Below are 14,361 nucleotides of genomic sequence, written 5' to 3' on the forward strand. Positions count from 1 at the left end.
AAAATCGTAAGCAACACAACTTGTTTGAGTGTATACGAGTTGTTGTGCTATAGATTTTATATTGAATAAATGCTTTAGTAAATCAATATTCCGAAAGAGCTGAGCGTTAATAATATAAGTGCTTATTCAATATTTATTTAGATTACCTCATTTTGTGAAAGTCCCTTATATTTTTGAAAATAATGCTAGTTATATAATTAATCATGCATTAATAGCTCTCTAATTTTATAGTCAACATTGGAGGGTAAATTTCCTAATAAAGATCTTTTTAATAAATTAGTATTATTAACTCCAGTACTTTTTAAGTAATCTTCTATGATTTTCACCTTTTTTCCTCTATTAGGTATTAGTTGATAAAGAACATACCAATCTTCTAAAGAGGTTAAAGGTATATTTATATCATGTATATTTATATATTGAGAAATTGAATCTTTATCAAAAATATAGTTATAGGTTCCAGCATAATGATTGATTTTTAATCCAGACATTACATCTATATCAAATCCATTAATAACATATTCATAAAAATATTCAGTAGAGTAGATATCTGTTTTTTCAAAGGTTTTCTTTTCACCCATAGACTTTAGAATTTTATCAGCTTTTTCAATATCATTTATGTGGATTAGTAAATCAATATCGTTAGGATTATTAACAAGTTTATACTGCATAAGGAGAATAGAAGCTCCAACTGCCCATAAAATATTTGCTTTATTAAGTTCATTGCCTATATGGGACAAAGTATTCATCATAAAAATCACCTCAAATGTTATTTTAGTTTAATTTATACATCCATTATAATACATCAAACTACTTGTTGTAATAGTTAAAAAGTTTCATTTATAACATTTTAAAATGGTAAAATGATCCATATATAACTATGTATATATTTATTTAAGCATATCATATATCGGCTGAAGAGATGATTTCCATGAAGAACTCTACATTCAACTAGTATAATAAGTTAAATTAATTTGCTTTGATAGTAATTAACTAGCATAACGGGCTAATTAACATTTTATAGATTAACAACTTACTTTGTTACTGCTCTTTAAATATTTTTTTATTAATATGGCTAGAATACAAAAGTGTATTATGAATAACATGTTGTATTTAAGTAAATTTAAAATATAATCTACATATACAAAATAAATAGAAACATAGAAGTTAATGAAAACATAGATAAAATTTGTTATAATAAATAGGAATTATTTTATCAATAATAGTAAAGAAAGAGTGAAGATAAATGGACAGAAAAAGTCATCCAACGCAATGGAGACGTCTAGATAATACAGCAAAGTTATTTCCGGTAATTGCCAATGAAAACTTAAGTAATGTTTTTAGGGTGTCTGTCACTTTAAAGGAAGATATAATACAAGAAATCTTACAACAAGCTTTGGAAGAAGTACTTCCATGGTTTGATGGATTTAATGTAAGACTTAGAAGAGGATTTTTTTGGTATTATTTTGAAGGGAATAAAAAGGTACCCATAGTGGAAAAAGAAGCTACCTATCCATGTAAATATATAGATCCTCGTAGTAATCAGCAATTTTTGTTTCGGGTATCTTACTATGAAAAAAGAATTAATCTAGAAGTTTTTCATGCTATTACCGATGGTATGGGAGCTATTAATTTTTTAAAAGAGCTTACCTATCATTATATAGAATTGCTTAAAATGCAGGATTCTTCTAGGAAAATATCTAGAAGACCTAGTAGAGAGTGTATACTTGATACTGAGGACAGCTATTTAAAGAATTATAAGAAGGTGTCTAATAAGTCTTATAGTACTAAAAAAGCGTATCAATTAAAGGGCGAGTTATTATATCTAGATACTGTAAGTGTTATTCATGGATATGTTGATTTAAATAACCTTAAGAAGAAGTGTAAAGAAAAAGGAGTAAGTGTAACCAAATACTTAATGGCCTTATTGATATGGTGTATTTACGAGGAATATTTAAATAAGCAAAAATATGGAGAACCTATATCAATTAACTTACCAATTAATCTTAGATCTTTTTTTGAATCTACAACTACTATGAATTTCTTTGCTATAACAGCTATAGAATTTCTATCTGATGGTAAAGATTATACATTTGAAGATGTCTTGTCCATGGTAAATAAGCAGATGGATGAAAATATAACTAAAGAAAAACTAGAAGAAATTATTTCTTATAATGTATCTAATGAAAAAAAACCTCTGGTTAGATTTGCTCCATTAGCCATTAAATATATTGCATTACAGCTGGTTTATAGAAGGATAAGTCGAAGAAATACTATGACCTTATCTAATTTAGGTCCCATAAAGATTCTTCCTGAATTTGAGAAATATATAGAAGGATTTCATTTTATTATAGGAGTATCTAAAAAACAAAAAATGAAGTGTGGTGTATGTTCTTACAAGGATAAAGTAGTAGTGACTTTTTCATCAGTTTTAAAAGATACATATTTACAAAGAGCTTTCTTTAGAGCTTTAACTAAAGAGGGAATTGATGTAATAATAGAAAGTAATGGTGTATTAAATGAAAAGGTGTAGAAGATGCCAGATAGATGTATTAGATGAAACTCATACTTGTCCTTTATGTAGAGGAGTCTTGGAGTATGATGAAATAAATGAAGAATCAACTAGGATGTATCCAAATGTAGAGTTTGATATAGATAAATACAAGAAGATAAGAAGAATTTTCTTATTTATTTTAACTGTAATTTCTGTAGCTTTAGGATTTATAAACTATATTACTTATTCAGGAGTTATATGGTCATTGATTGCAGTAGTTGGAATTGTATATTTTGCAGTGACAGTTACCTATTCTATTATGAATAATGCTAACTTTGCTTCTAAAATACTAGTTCAAACTATAGGAGCTGGGATACTAGTTATAGTTATTGATAATGTTACGGGATATATAGGATGGTCTGTAAATTATGCAATTCCGGTAATGATATTGTCTGCTAATCTAGCGATTATACTTCTTATGATAGTAAATCCGATGAATTGGCAAAGCTATTTTATGTATCAAATTGCTATTACTATTTTTAGCTTTATTCCCTTGATTTTATTTTGGGTAAAGCTAATAGATAGACCATTTTTAGCTATTTTAACTAGTTCGATTTCAATTCTTATTTTAATTGGAACTATAGTTTTTGGTGATAGAAGCGTAAAAAATGAATTGATTCGTAGATTTAACACTTAGGAGAAAAGATATGAAAGAGAAAAAGACTAGTATTCGTGGAAACTTAGTTAGAGAATTAATTGCTAATATTACAGACACTTCCTTAGGGGAACCTATTCAAACAGGAAAATTTAGAAAACATCCTGTAGAGCCGCAGTGGAAGTGTCCTAGTGGATATTTGTATGAGAAAATGAAAATAGATGACTTTATTATGGAATACTTAAAGCCAGAAGAAAAATCTAGTGGAAAGGTAATTTTACAGCTTCATGGAGGGGGCTACATTGGTCCCATGAAGAATTTATATAGGAGATTTGCAATAAATTATTCTGAATTAAGCAAAGGTGCAGAAGTTTTAACCATTGATTATAGGGTAGCTCCAGAAGATCCATTTCCTGCCGCATTAGAAGATGCAGTAGCGGCATATAGATGGCTTATAGAAGAAAAAAATTATGAATCAAAAGATATAATAGTAGTGGGAGATTCTGCTGGAGGTGGATTAGCTTTAGCTCTTTGTCTTTATTTAAGGGATAATATGATTTCGCTTCCAGCAGGAATTGTTACTATGTCACCTTGGAATGATTTAACTAATAGTGGTACAAGTTATATAGAAAATTATGAGATTGATCCTCTTTTTGGTAAAACCACAAACAATATGTTATATGATTCAACTTACATAGGAGAAAATGATCCACATAATCCATACATATCGCCAATTTATGGAGATTTTACAGGCTTCCCACCAATGCTTATGCAAGTAGGAACCCATGAAGTGCTTTTAAGTGATACTCTTACTGTGGCAGAGAAAGCAAAAAAGCAAAATGTTAAAGTTAAATTATCTGTTTATGAAGGCATGTTTCATGTATTTCAGATGTCAGGAGATTTGATCCCGGAAAGTAAAGCTGCATGGAGAGAAGTAGGAATTTTTATAAATAGGATTTGGAAAATTAAATAGCGGCAATGAGTCCAACTATTTTGGGGAAGGGGAATAAATCATTGAATATTGTTACTGTGAACAATGAAAATATTGAAAAAGAACATATTTGCTGTGCTATTGCTGATAAAAAAGGTGAATATCAGGTGTCATCAAAGAAGGAATGGATGAAAGCCAGATTTCATGATGGATTGATATTTAAAAAAGGTGATGTGAGAGGTAAAGTCTTTATTGAATATATACCTGCTGAGAAAGCCTGGAGTCCTATTATTGCAGATGGATACATGTTTATAAATTGTCTTTGGGTTTCTGGTCAATATAAGGGACAAGGAATTTCTAATAAATTACTAGATGAATGCATTGTAGATAGTAAAAATAATGGGAAAAAAGGATTAGTAATTCTATCTTCAGATAAAAAAAAACCTTATTTGGCGGATAAAAAATATCTAACGCATAAGGGATTTTTAGTTGCAGATGAAGCAAAGCCTTATTATGAATTATTGTATCTACCCTTTGATAAAGATGCAGATAAACCTTCTTTTAAGCTATGTGCAAAAGAAGGTAAAATAGATGAAGAGGGATTTGTGCTTTATTACAGTAATCAATGTCCTTTTACTGCTAAGTATGTACCTATTATTGAGGAAATTGCTAAAAGCAGAAATATTAATATGCAAATTAAGAAATATGAAACTATAGAAGAGGCTCAAAACTCACCATCACCATTTACTACCTATAGCTTATTCTATGATGGAGAATTCATAACAAATGATATCCTAAATGAGAAAAAATTTATTAAAATATTAGAAGAAAGAGCAATATAGAATATAAGATTAAATATTTATTTGCTCATAGAGAAGTAGCATCTATAATAACTTAAATTATTATAGATGCTACTTTTATTTATATATTATTAAATTATTTTAGATACAAAAAATCATTGACCAATGGAATGGACAATGATAAAATATATTATCGAAAATAAAAATACTTATACATCTTCATCATATCATAAAAGTATGTGTAAGTCAATAGGTTTTGAGAAAAATGGGGGCGAATTTTATAATGAATTTTATTATATCAATTCCACAATTATTATTAACACAGCAAGCTCATAAAGAAATTATAAAGTGTAATGAATTTACCATTGAATATGGCTTGAAATTATCAGAAGAGGATACTAAATCACTTGTAGAAACGAGAAGTGAAGCGTTAAGTAAAAATGGGAGAATAGAGTTTAGAGGAGGAATAGTAAATAAAATAATTGCTGAGTTTTGTGACTCTCCCTATATATCTCAATACAATTATGTTAGTACTATTAATGAGCTTATTGAAATCTTCTATTACTATAAAAATGAAACTTTAGACTTTATAAGTGATGATGAGTTAATTCATATCATGAAGGAATTCTTTGATAATAGCTGCCAAGGTTCACTAGAACTTTTACAAGATAGGGAACTATATAGAGTTGCTCATAATATTAAGTATGGGATAACTGATTATCTTAATATATTTGAAGATAGAGAAGAAGTAGGTGATGAAGATGAATAAAGATGTTATGAAAATTAGTGACATGATAACCATAAGGCTTAGTGAAGAGGATTATTTTAAAGATATATTAATAATGTTAAACAAGAATAACTTAATACATGAATATGATATAGAAAATATTCAGCTTCAAATTTTAGAAGTATTGACTGAAAAGATTCAATATTATACTAAAGGAGAGAGTACTTCAGTAAAAATAGAAGTTGCTGAGAACATAATGGAATCAATCTATTATACTATAGGAGTATTTTTAAAAACACAAGGCTCTATTAATAAAATTATAGATTTAATTAAAAATAAGGGAATAAAATTTTCTCTATCAAAAGGAGAAGAATTAGTAAAGGATGAAATAGAAGAGGCAAAAGCACTTTTTAATCTGGTAACTCAAAATAGATTATCTACAGAAAACTATGGTTATAATGATACCATTGATTATGGTATATCAATATTTTTTAAGGAATATGACAGTGATTTTGGTAGTCATGAGACTCCTGGATCTATAGACTATCCACTATGCAATGATAAAATGGAGAAAGTAGGAATAGAATATATACAGGATTATTTAAAGAAAATATATTTAGAGAATCAGTTTTGTTCATACTACAATAGTAATGAAATAGAGAAGTTATTAATGAATTATGACAAAAATTCACATCACCTACTCATAAATATATTCGAGTTAGTCCTCAGAAATGTAATAGCCTCCATACTTTCTGGAAAGAGAGCACGAAATTTAGATATAACAAACAATGATATAAGATATATACAAAAGCTTCTAGAAGACTTATCACAATCAGAATTAAATGAAGCACTGTTAAAATCATCAATTAGGTGTTGTGATGAGTTAAATATAGAAAGTTATGAGTTAAGAGATTATGTTTATAAAGCTATTTCTAAACTTACGATACTTAAAGAAATCCTTGAACTTAAAAAATTAAATACCCTATTTATAGTAGGAAAAAATTCTTTTGAGGAGTCTATTAACTTTGAAGAAGGAGAAAGGCTAGAAGATAGTCTATTTAGATATATAACTGATGAAATCAGGGAGTGCACTTTAATAGAGGACAAAATCAAAATAATTAAAGACGGAATTAAAAGCTTAATTGATTTAGTTGATGTTCTAGGGGCAGATTGTATTTTTGATGAGGAGTTTGAGAAGGTATTTGATAATCTTAGTGATAGTGATCTTGCCTTGCTTTTAAAGTATATTCCTGATATAGAGCATATAGATTTTTACTATGGAACCGAAGCAGAAAAACAGTGGCATAATAAACTTAACTCTTATTTAAAGACAATAAGTTCTACAAGAAGAAATATGATAATAGAATTATCTAGAAGAATTAATATTCAGCTTTAAGTATATTATGTAATGTTAACTTGACATTCTTTATAAATATTAATATATTAATAAGTAAGGTATACATTACAATGGAGGATTATTTATGAAGAATAGAATAAAAGAACTTCGTGAGTTTATGGGAATAACTCAAGAGCAGCTTGGAAAGCTTATAGGTGTATCAAGGCAGGCAATTAATGCTATAGAGACAGAAAAATTCGAGCCTTCAATATGGTTAGCCTATGATATTTCAAAGGTGTTTAACTGTTCTATAGAGGATATTTTTATCTTTGAAGAAAGTGAAAGAAAATCTAGATCACAGCAAAGTAGAGGTGTAGTTTAAATGGCATTAAGAAAAATTAGGCTTTCAAGTGATGACATATTGAGAAAAAAAAGTAAAGTGGTTGAAAAGGTAGATGATAGAATAAGGCTAATTTTAAATGATATGGCAGATACTATGTATAATACGGAAAATGGTGGTGGATTAGCGGCTCCACAGGTAGGAATATTAAAAAGGTTGGTTGTAATAGATATGGGACAAGGATTGATAAAATTAGTTAATCCAAGGATAGTTTATCAAGAAGGAGAACAAAAGGTTGTAGAGGGTTGCTTAAGTATACCAAATACTTGGGGAAAGCTAAAAAGACCATCAAAGGTTATAGTGCAAGCCTTAGACGAGAATGGTGAGGAAGTTACATTTACTGGGACAGGTGACTTAGCAAAATGCTTCTGTCATGAAATTGACCATTTAGATGGAATACTATTTACTGATCTTGTAACAGAATATGTAAAATAATATAATGAAATTATACTACACTAGTTATATATTTTATAAAACTAGTGTAGTTAAGTGATAATTAATATTAAATTGCAGTAGAATACAGGAGAGGTTTTTATGAATAAAAATTTAGGCCCTAATCCAAAGGATATATATCCAAATTCAAATATAAAGCAAATTTGTTTCATAAAAAATGTTATTAAAAATCCTAATATAATAGTTGGTGATTATACCTATTATAGTGATGAAAATGAAGCAGAGGAGTTTGAGAAACATGTAACTCATCACTATGAATTTATAGGAGATAAATTAATCATTGGAAAGTTCTGTGCAATTGCTTCAGGAGTAGAGTTTGTTATGAATGGGGCAAATCATAGAATGAATAGTGTAACAACCTACCCATTTAATATTATGGGAAACGGATGGGAAGTTTCAATACCAACCATAGAGGATTTATCATTTAAAGGTGATACGATAGTAGGAAATGATGTCTGGATAGGACAAAATGTAACGATTATGGCAGGTGTAAAAATTGGTGATGGGGCTATAGTTGCAGCAAATTCGGTTGTTACTAAAGATATTCCAGCATATAATATTGCAGGAGGAAATCCCATTAAAATAATTCGTAAAAGATTTGAGGATAATCTTATAGAATATCTTCTTAAGATAAAATGGTGGGACTGGTCACCAGAAAAGATTTTTTCTAATTTGGATAAATTATGTAGCTTAGATTTAGAAAAAATAAAAGATATAAAATAGTTTTTATAAATTAAAATACCTTGTTATTACTTAAATAACGAGGTAATTTTGTTTTTTGATTATACTTAAAATATTATAATTTAATGAGGTATTTTAGTAAAAATATAAAATCATTATTTACATGAGAATTGAGATAAAACTAAAAAACTTTGAGAATAGAGGTGTTTGACCTCTTTTTTAGTGTACATAGATTTAATAATAATCTCTTATGTAAAATATATGAATTATTTTATGATAAGGGATTATTTTATCATATGACTACCCGCTCTAATACTCCCATCTTATTCAAAGTGGGAGTAAAGAGCGGCTATTACCTTGGATAACGATTTCTAACCTAGTATAAATAGGCGAATGGCTATAGTTTTTAGATTATGAATTTTTGTTTACGTCCTGTATATATTACTTTGCATTTTAATTATAAAAAATTATGTTTCTTCTATGTGGTCTAAACCTAATAGTACCAATAGATTGAAAGCCCAAGAATATAAAAATATAAAAACATACGAAAGGTTAATGAGGTTCAGCTGATAATCTTTAATTAGGATAAATATAATTGTTTTCTAAAATATGCTGTGTAAAATTAAGAATATTATAACAATATATTCTGTAATGATATATAATTTAAATATATACTTTATGTTAAGGAGTGAAATGTAAGAAGATAGCTAATTTTTATGGATCTAATGGAAGAAAAGCAGCTCCTTTAGCTTTGCTAAGAGGAAAGGTAACAGTATTTGATATTTAAGAAGAAAATAAAAAGTAGCTCTGAAATTAGCTCATTGTGCAAATACTTCTATTGATTATATTGTTGGAGATGTATAGGATATTGACTTAAATACTTATGGTAATTATTTGAAATAAATATACGTCATTGACATGTATTTAAAAATTATTTATATATTACGGAGGACATATACCATGATATACAATGAAGAGCAAATTAATATCTACTTACGTAAAATAGGATACAATAAGAAGATTGAACTGAATGGAAAAACACTTCAACACTTACAAATTGCTCACTTAAAAAATATTCCATATGAAAACTTAGATATTTTAAATCATGTTCCACTGTCTCTTGAAGCGGAAGACTTATTCAAAAAAATGATAATAAACCGTAGGGGCGGGTATTGCTTTGAACTAAACGGATTATATAGCAATTTGTTAAAAAGCCTTGGTTTTAATGTCATAAACCTGGCAGGGCGTTTCGCAAATGATGAGACTACTATTAAGATGCGAAGCCATCGGATACTTAAAGTTACAACGAATGATGGTATCTATATCTGTGATGTGGGTGTAAGAAGTGAATCACCTAGAATAGCACTTAAATTGATAGATGGGTTAATACAAAATGACGGTGTAAGTGAATATAAATTTGAGCATGATGACTTTTATGGACATACCCTTTGGCAAAAAGAACAAGATAAAGGCTGGAAAAGAATTTATGGCTTTACAGAAGAATCTCAACTGGACATTGATTATATCATGCCTTCTTTCTTCTGCGAGAAACATCTACAATCACTTTTTACTGGATATAAAAAAATATCAATTTTTACTGATACATCTAATATTACTCTTGTAGACGATACGTTACAAATCTATGAAAATGCAAAAGTAATGAAAAAAGTCGAGTTAAAAAATAAAGAGGAAATCGATGACGCACTTGAAAAGTATTTCGGAATAAAAATAAATGATTAGAAAGATTATAGGACTAGTAGACAATTGCGATTATAAGATGGGAAAAGTTTGAAGCGCTAAGTAACAAAGATGGAATTACTTTATTACAAAATAGAATTGAAAGATTGCAACAACTTTTAAAAGAAAAGTTTTCTACTAAAACTAGTATAGAATATTTTCATGATAGGGTAAATATTCAAATTTCATATTATCAACAATTACTAAGGCAATATGAAAGTACATATTCCTATTTTAATGAAGAGTAGATATTAAAATATTGATTAAGTTATTAATTTTAAAAATGTATTATAAAGATTTTAAACATATGAGGAAATAATCTTTGTCTTGTAACACTTATTACAGCAATTTACAGTGACGTGTGATATTATATTACAAAATGAAGAAATAAAGGATTAGTAAGGAATGGTGAAGTCTTATGGATGAAAAATGGATTAATCAGTTAATGACCATTGAGTTATTTAAAGATATTGAAAAAGAAGAGCTTAGAAGTGTATTAAGTTGTTTAAAGTCTAGCATAAAAACCTATAAAAAAAGAGATATAATAACTATTGAAAAAGATAAATTAACTGGGATAGGAGTAGTTTTAGAGGGTGAAGTAAGTGTTAGTAAGGAAACTTTAGATGGTGATAGAGTTATGATGTCAAGAGTAAAAAGAGGAGATTTATTTGGAGAAATAGATGCTTTTTCTAAGGATGGATGGCTTTCAACTGTAGAGGCGTATACTGATTGTACTATCCTATTTTTACACCCAGATAAGATTGTGGGAGTATGTAATAAAGCGTGTCAGGGACACAAAAATCTAATACAGAACATGTTGCAAATAGTAGCTAAAAAGGCTCTTAGCTTAAATGAAAAGGTAGAAATTCTTTCATTAAAGAGTATAAGAAAGAAAATTAGCACATACTTAATTCAGCAATATAATATTAATAATAGTCTTACCTTTGATATACCTTTAAAGAGAAATGAATTAGCTGAATATATACTAGTATCTAGACCTTCCCTTTCGAGAGAATTAATAAATATGAAGGAAGAAGGAATTATAGATTTTCACAGAAGTTCCTTTCAAATAATTGATCTAAAAAGTTTAAAAGAATGTCTAGGATAAAGAGTTATTCAAGAGAGGCTTTCTCAAAATNNATTTTGAGAAAGCCTCTCTTGATATATTTATATTGTGATTGTAGATTTAAAATCTATAAATAATCATAAAATTTACAAATGTCTAACAATGGTACCCTGAGATACCGAAATTAAGTGTAAAATTACATATTATATTAATATAGATTGAAAAAACCAATTAAAACAAAATTTTAAAGGAGGTTTTTAAATGGGTATGTTTTGTTATCAATGTCAAGAAACTGCAAAAGGTACAGGCTGTACAATAAGAGGTGTATGTGGAAAGACAGAGAAGGTTGCTAACTTACAAGATTTAATGATTTATGCATTGAAGGGAATGGCTATTTTTCAGCAAAAAGGATTAGAGAAAGGTATAAGATTTCCTAAAGCTAATCATTTTATAGTAAGTGGATTATTTATGACTATTACAAATGCTAATTTTGATGATTCTGCATTTGTTGAAAAAATAAAGGAAGCTATAGAACTTAGAGAAGAAGTTAAGAAAGAATTACTGGATAAAGGAATAAATTTAGGAGAATTACATGATGCTACTACTTTTGTAGTAGAAGGTGATTTAGAACTTTTAGAAAAATCAAAGGCTATTGAAGTTGGAATATTAGCTACTGAAAATGAAGATGTACGTTCTCTTAGAGAATTAATTATTTATGGTGTAAAAGGTATGGCAGCCTATGCTGAACATGCATTAAATTTAGGAAAAGAAAATGAAGAAGTTTATGATTTTATGGTAAAGGCATTAGTAGCTGCATTAGATAATACATTAAGTGCAGATGAACTAGTTGCACTTACTTTAGAAACAGGAAAATTTGGTGTAGATACTATGGCAATGCTTGATTCTGCTAATACAGAAGCCTATGGAAATCCAGAAATTACTGAAGTAAATATAGGTGTTAGAGATAATCCTGCTATTTTGATATCAGGACATGATTTAAAGGATTTAGAAGAGCTTTTAGAACAAACAAAAGATACAGGAGTAGATGTTTATACTCATGGTGAAATGTTACCTGCTCACTATTATCCATTCTTTAAGAAATATTCTAATTTTGTAGGTAACTATGGTAATGCTTGGTGGAAACAAAATGAAGAATTTGAACCTTTTAATGGACCAATACTATTTACAACAAATTGTATAGTACCACCAAAGGAAAGTTATGCAGATAGAGTTTATACTACAGGTGCTACTGGATATCCAGGATTTAAATATATTAAAGATAGAGAAGATGGAAAAACTAAAGATTTCAGTGAGATTATAGAACATGCTAAAAAATTACCATCTCCTAAAGAAATCGAGAAGGGCAAAATTGTAGGAGGTTTTGCTCATGCACAAGTATTTGCTTTAGCAGATAAGGTAGTAGAAGCTGTTAAATCTGGTGCTATTAAGAAGTTCTTTGTTATGGCTGGTTGCGATGGAAGAATGAAATCAAGAAATTATTATACAGAATTTGCAGAAAAATTACCAAAAGATACGGTGATATTAACTGCAGGATGTGCTAAATATCGTTATAATAAATTAAATCTTGGTGATATAGGTGGAATTCCAAGAGTTTTAGATGCAGGACAGTGTAATGATTCTTACTCATTAGCTGTAATAGCTTTAAAATTAAAAGAAATATTTGAACTAAATGATGTAAATGAACTTCCTATAGCTTATAACATAGCATGGTATGAACAAAAAGCTGTAATAGTACTTCTAGCATTACTTTATTTAGGAGTAAAAAATATTCATCTAGGACCAACACTTCCAGGATTCTTATCACCAAATGTAGCAAAAGTATTAGTAGAGAATTTTGGAATAGCAGGAATAGGAACTGTGGATGAAGATTTAGAAATGTTTTTAGGATAATATATTTACCCCTGATTTATCCCTAATATATTTATCCTAAACTTATAAATATATCAGTAAAAATAAAGGTATTGACCTTATATATTAAGTTAATACCTTTATTTTTGTATATAAATTAATCTATATAAGTGAAATAATGATGTAGAAATATATTCTAGTGTAATATATAATTTAAGTTAAATAATCTTGCAGAAGAGGACAAGAACTGCAAGGCTCAATGTAATATAACTTGATATACTTTTATTAAAGGAGGGATAGATATGGAACTTTTAGACAAAATGAATAGAGCCATTGAATATATTGAAACTAATCTAACAAATAAAATTGACTATGAGAAAGTAGCTAATGAAATTGGATATTCAGTGCATCACTTTCAAAGAATGTTTTCTTTTATTACTGATATTTCAATGGTAGAGTATGTTAGACGTAGAAGGATGACTATGTCAGCTTTTGAATTGCAAAACAGCTCTAAGAAGGTTATCGATATTGCACTAAAATATGGATATGAATCACCAGAAGCTTTTACTCGTGCATTTCAAAATTTGCATGGAATTACTCCTACAGCAGCAAGAAGTAAGGGGATTAGTCTAAAGGCTTACCCACGTATATCCTTTCAAATTTCTATTAAAGGAGTAAGTAAAATGAAGTATAGGATTGAAACAAGAGAAGCTTTTCAAGTTTATGGCATTGAAAGAATATTTGACATGAATTATGGTGAAAACTTAAGAGAAATACCAAAGTTTTGGGATGAGGTACAAAGTAATGGGGAATGTGACAAGCTAGCTGAATCTACAGGAAACTTAAATAATCAAGAGGAGTTATGTCCAGTAAATGCAATATGCGATTATAGACAAACTGGTGGTACTACTTTTCCATATATGATATGCGCTTTAAAGAGTGATAAAAGCGATACAATAGGTTATAAAACTGTTGACATTCCATCAGCTACATGGGCAATTTTTACTTCAGATGAATATGAACTTAAGGATATTAGCAATGCTTTTCAAGATTTAAATAAGAGGGCACACACTGAATGGTTACCTACATCAACTTATAAAAAGCTAGAAGGATATGATTTAGAGATGTATTATGAAAAGGATAATGGAAAGGGATATTGTGAGTCTTGGATAAGAGTAGAGCTTAAAGCAGAATAAATGTACATTAGATCAATAG

General features: G+C 28.6%; 14 protein-coding genes. 13 read left to right on the top strand and 1 reads right to left on the bottom strand.

Annotation, left to right across the window (positions count from 1 at the left end; translation table 11 throughout):
- Positions 1 to 197: 197 nt before the first annotated feature.
- Positions 198 to 749 carry a hypothetical protein gene (locus B3W71_RS10870; protein ID WP_346888950.1) on the bottom strand — a complete coding sequence of 184 codons (552 nt, stop codon included), beginning with the start codon at positions 747 to 749 and terminating at the stop codon, positions 198 to 200.
- A 494-nt stretch (positions 750 to 1,243) separates the two neighbouring features.
- On the opposite strand from B3W71_RS10870, the gene B3W71_RS10875 reads away from it, so the two are divergent.
- The 13 genes from B3W71_RS10875 (at position 1,244) to B3W71_RS10935 (ending at position 14,342) form a co-directional block, all read left to right on the top strand.
- Positions 1,244 to 2,530: a hypothetical protein gene (locus tag B3W71_RS10875; protein WP_346888951.1), complete on the top strand. Its 1,287-nt coding sequence runs from the start codon at positions 1,244 to 1,246 to the stop codon at positions 2,528 to 2,530.
- Positions 2,517 to 3,188 carry a DUF6320 domain-containing protein gene (locus tag B3W71_RS10880; RefSeq protein WP_346888952.1) on the top strand — a complete coding sequence of 224 codons (672 nt, stop codon included), beginning with the start codon at positions 2,517 to 2,519 and terminating at the stop codon, positions 3,186 to 3,188. Before B3W71_RS10875 ends, B3W71_RS10880 begins: the two co-directional genes overlap by 14 nt.
- A 10-nt stretch (positions 3,189 to 3,198) precedes the next feature.
- A complete protein-coding gene (locus tag B3W71_RS10885; protein WP_346888953.1) occupies positions 3,199 to 4,119 on the top strand; it encodes an alpha/beta hydrolase in 921 nt (306 codons plus the stop codon).
- A gap of 41 nt (positions 4,120 to 4,160) precedes the next feature.
- Positions 4,161 to 4,919: a YoaP domain-containing protein gene (locus B3W71_RS10890; protein ID WP_346888954.1), complete on the top strand. Its 759-nt coding sequence runs from the start codon at positions 4,161 to 4,163 to the stop codon at positions 4,917 to 4,919.
- Positions 4,920 to 5,157: 238 nt separating this feature from the next.
- Positions 5,158 to 5,646 (top strand): DUF6323 family protein, encoded by a 489-nt coding sequence (locus B3W71_RS10895; protein WP_414632022.1) that lies wholly within the window; start codon positions 5,158 to 5,160, stop codon positions 5,644 to 5,646.
- A complete protein-coding gene (locus tag B3W71_RS10900) occupies positions 5,639 to 7,000 on the top strand; it encodes a DUF6179 domain-containing protein (RefSeq protein ID WP_346888956.1) in 1,362 nt (453 codons plus the stop codon). The genes B3W71_RS10895 and B3W71_RS10900 overlap by 8 nt, the downstream gene beginning before the upstream one ends.
- Positions 7,001 to 7,085: 85 nt before the next feature.
- Positions 7,086 to 7,322 (top strand): helix-turn-helix transcriptional regulator, encoded by a 237-nt coding sequence (locus tag B3W71_RS10905; protein WP_346888957.1) that lies wholly within the window; start codon positions 7,086 to 7,088, stop codon positions 7,320 to 7,322.
- Positions 7,323 to 7,775, top strand: coding sequence for a peptide deformylase (gene def / locus B3W71_RS10910; protein ID WP_346888958.1), 453 nt, complete (start codon positions 7,323 to 7,325; stop codon positions 7,773 to 7,775). It abuts the gene before it with no gap.
- 99 nt (positions 7,776 to 7,874) lie between these two features.
- The gene (locus B3W71_RS10915) at positions 7,875 to 8,516 is read left to right on the top strand and encodes a Vat family streptogramin A O-acetyltransferase (RefSeq protein WP_346888959.1); all 642 of its coding nucleotides are present in this window, start codon (positions 7,875 to 7,877) and stop codon (positions 8,514 to 8,516) included.
- Positions 8,517 to 9,434: 918 nt separating this feature from the next.
- On the top strand, positions 9,435 to 10,214 hold the full coding sequence (locus tag B3W71_RS10920) for an arylamine N-acetyltransferase family protein (RefSeq protein WP_346888960.1): 780 nt from the start codon (positions 9,435 to 9,437) through the stop codon (positions 10,212 to 10,214).
- 415 nt (positions 10,215 to 10,629) lie between these two features.
- Positions 10,630 to 11,319 carry a Crp/Fnr family transcriptional regulator gene (locus tag B3W71_RS10925; RefSeq protein ID WP_346888961.1) on the top strand — a complete coding sequence of 230 codons (690 nt, stop codon included), beginning with the start codon at positions 10,630 to 10,632 and terminating at the stop codon, positions 11,317 to 11,319.
- Positions 11,320 to 11,538: 219 nt separating this feature from the next.
- Positions 11,539 to 13,188, top strand: coding sequence for a hydroxylamine reductase (hcp, locus tag B3W71_RS10930; protein ID WP_346888962.1), 1,650 nt, complete (start codon positions 11,539 to 11,541; stop codon positions 13,186 to 13,188).
- Between the two features lie 260 nt (positions 13,189 to 13,448).
- Positions 13,449 to 14,342: an AraC family transcriptional regulator gene (locus B3W71_RS10935; RefSeq protein ID WP_346888963.1), complete on the top strand. Its 894-nt coding sequence runs from the start codon at positions 13,449 to 13,451 to the stop codon at positions 14,340 to 14,342.
- The last annotated feature ends 19 nt before the right edge of the window (positions 14,343 to 14,361 follow it).

Source organism: Clostridium sp. UBA1056 (genome assembly GCA_002316385.1).
Lineage (GTDB): Bacteria > Bacillota > Clostridia > Clostridiales > Clostridiaceae > Clostridium_J.

Excerpts from the sequence above, each read along its gene's own strand:
- def (WP_346888958.1), top strand. The coding sequence starts at position 7,323 with ATGGCATTAAGAAAAATTAGGCTTTCAAGTGATGACATATTGAGAAAA.
- B3W71_RS10885 (WP_346888953.1), top strand. The coding sequence starts at position 3,199 with ATGAAAGAGAAAAAGACTAGTATTCGTGGAAACTTAGTTAGAGAATTA.
- B3W71_RS10935 (WP_346888963.1), top strand. The coding sequence starts at position 13,449 with ATGGAACTTTTAGACAAAATGAATAGAGCCATTGAATATATTGAAACT.
- B3W71_RS10880 (WP_346888952.1), top strand. The coding sequence starts at position 2,517 with ATGAAAAGGTGTAGAAGATGCCAGATAGATGTATTAGATGAAACTCAT.
- B3W71_RS10870 (WP_346888950.1), bottom strand. The coding sequence starts at position 749 with ATGATGAATACTTTGTCCCATATAGGCAATGAACTTAATAAAGCAAAT.
- hcp (WP_346888962.1), top strand. The coding sequence starts at position 11,539 with ATGGGTATGTTTTGTTATCAATGTCAAGAAACTGCAAAAGGTACAGGC.
- B3W71_RS10920 (WP_346888960.1), top strand. The coding sequence starts at position 9,435 with ATGATATACAATGAAGAGCAAATTAATATCTACTTACGTAAAATAGGA.
- B3W71_RS10900 (WP_346888956.1), top strand. The coding sequence starts at position 5,639 with ATGAATAAAGATGTTATGAAAATTAGTGACATGATAACCATAAGGCTT.
- B3W71_RS10875 (WP_346888951.1), top strand. The coding sequence starts at position 1,244 with ATGGACAGAAAAAGTCATCCAACGCAATGGAGACGTCTAGATAATACA.
- B3W71_RS10925 (WP_346888961.1), top strand. The coding sequence starts at position 10,630 with ATGGATGAAAAATGGATTAATCAGTTAATGACCATTGAGTTATTTAAA.
- B3W71_RS10915 (WP_346888959.1), top strand. The coding sequence starts at position 7,875 with ATGAATAAAAATTTAGGCCCTAATCCAAAGGATATATATCCAAATTCA.
- B3W71_RS10905 (WP_346888957.1), top strand. The coding sequence starts at position 7,086 with ATGAAGAATAGAATAAAAGAACTTCGTGAGTTTATGGGAATAACTCAA.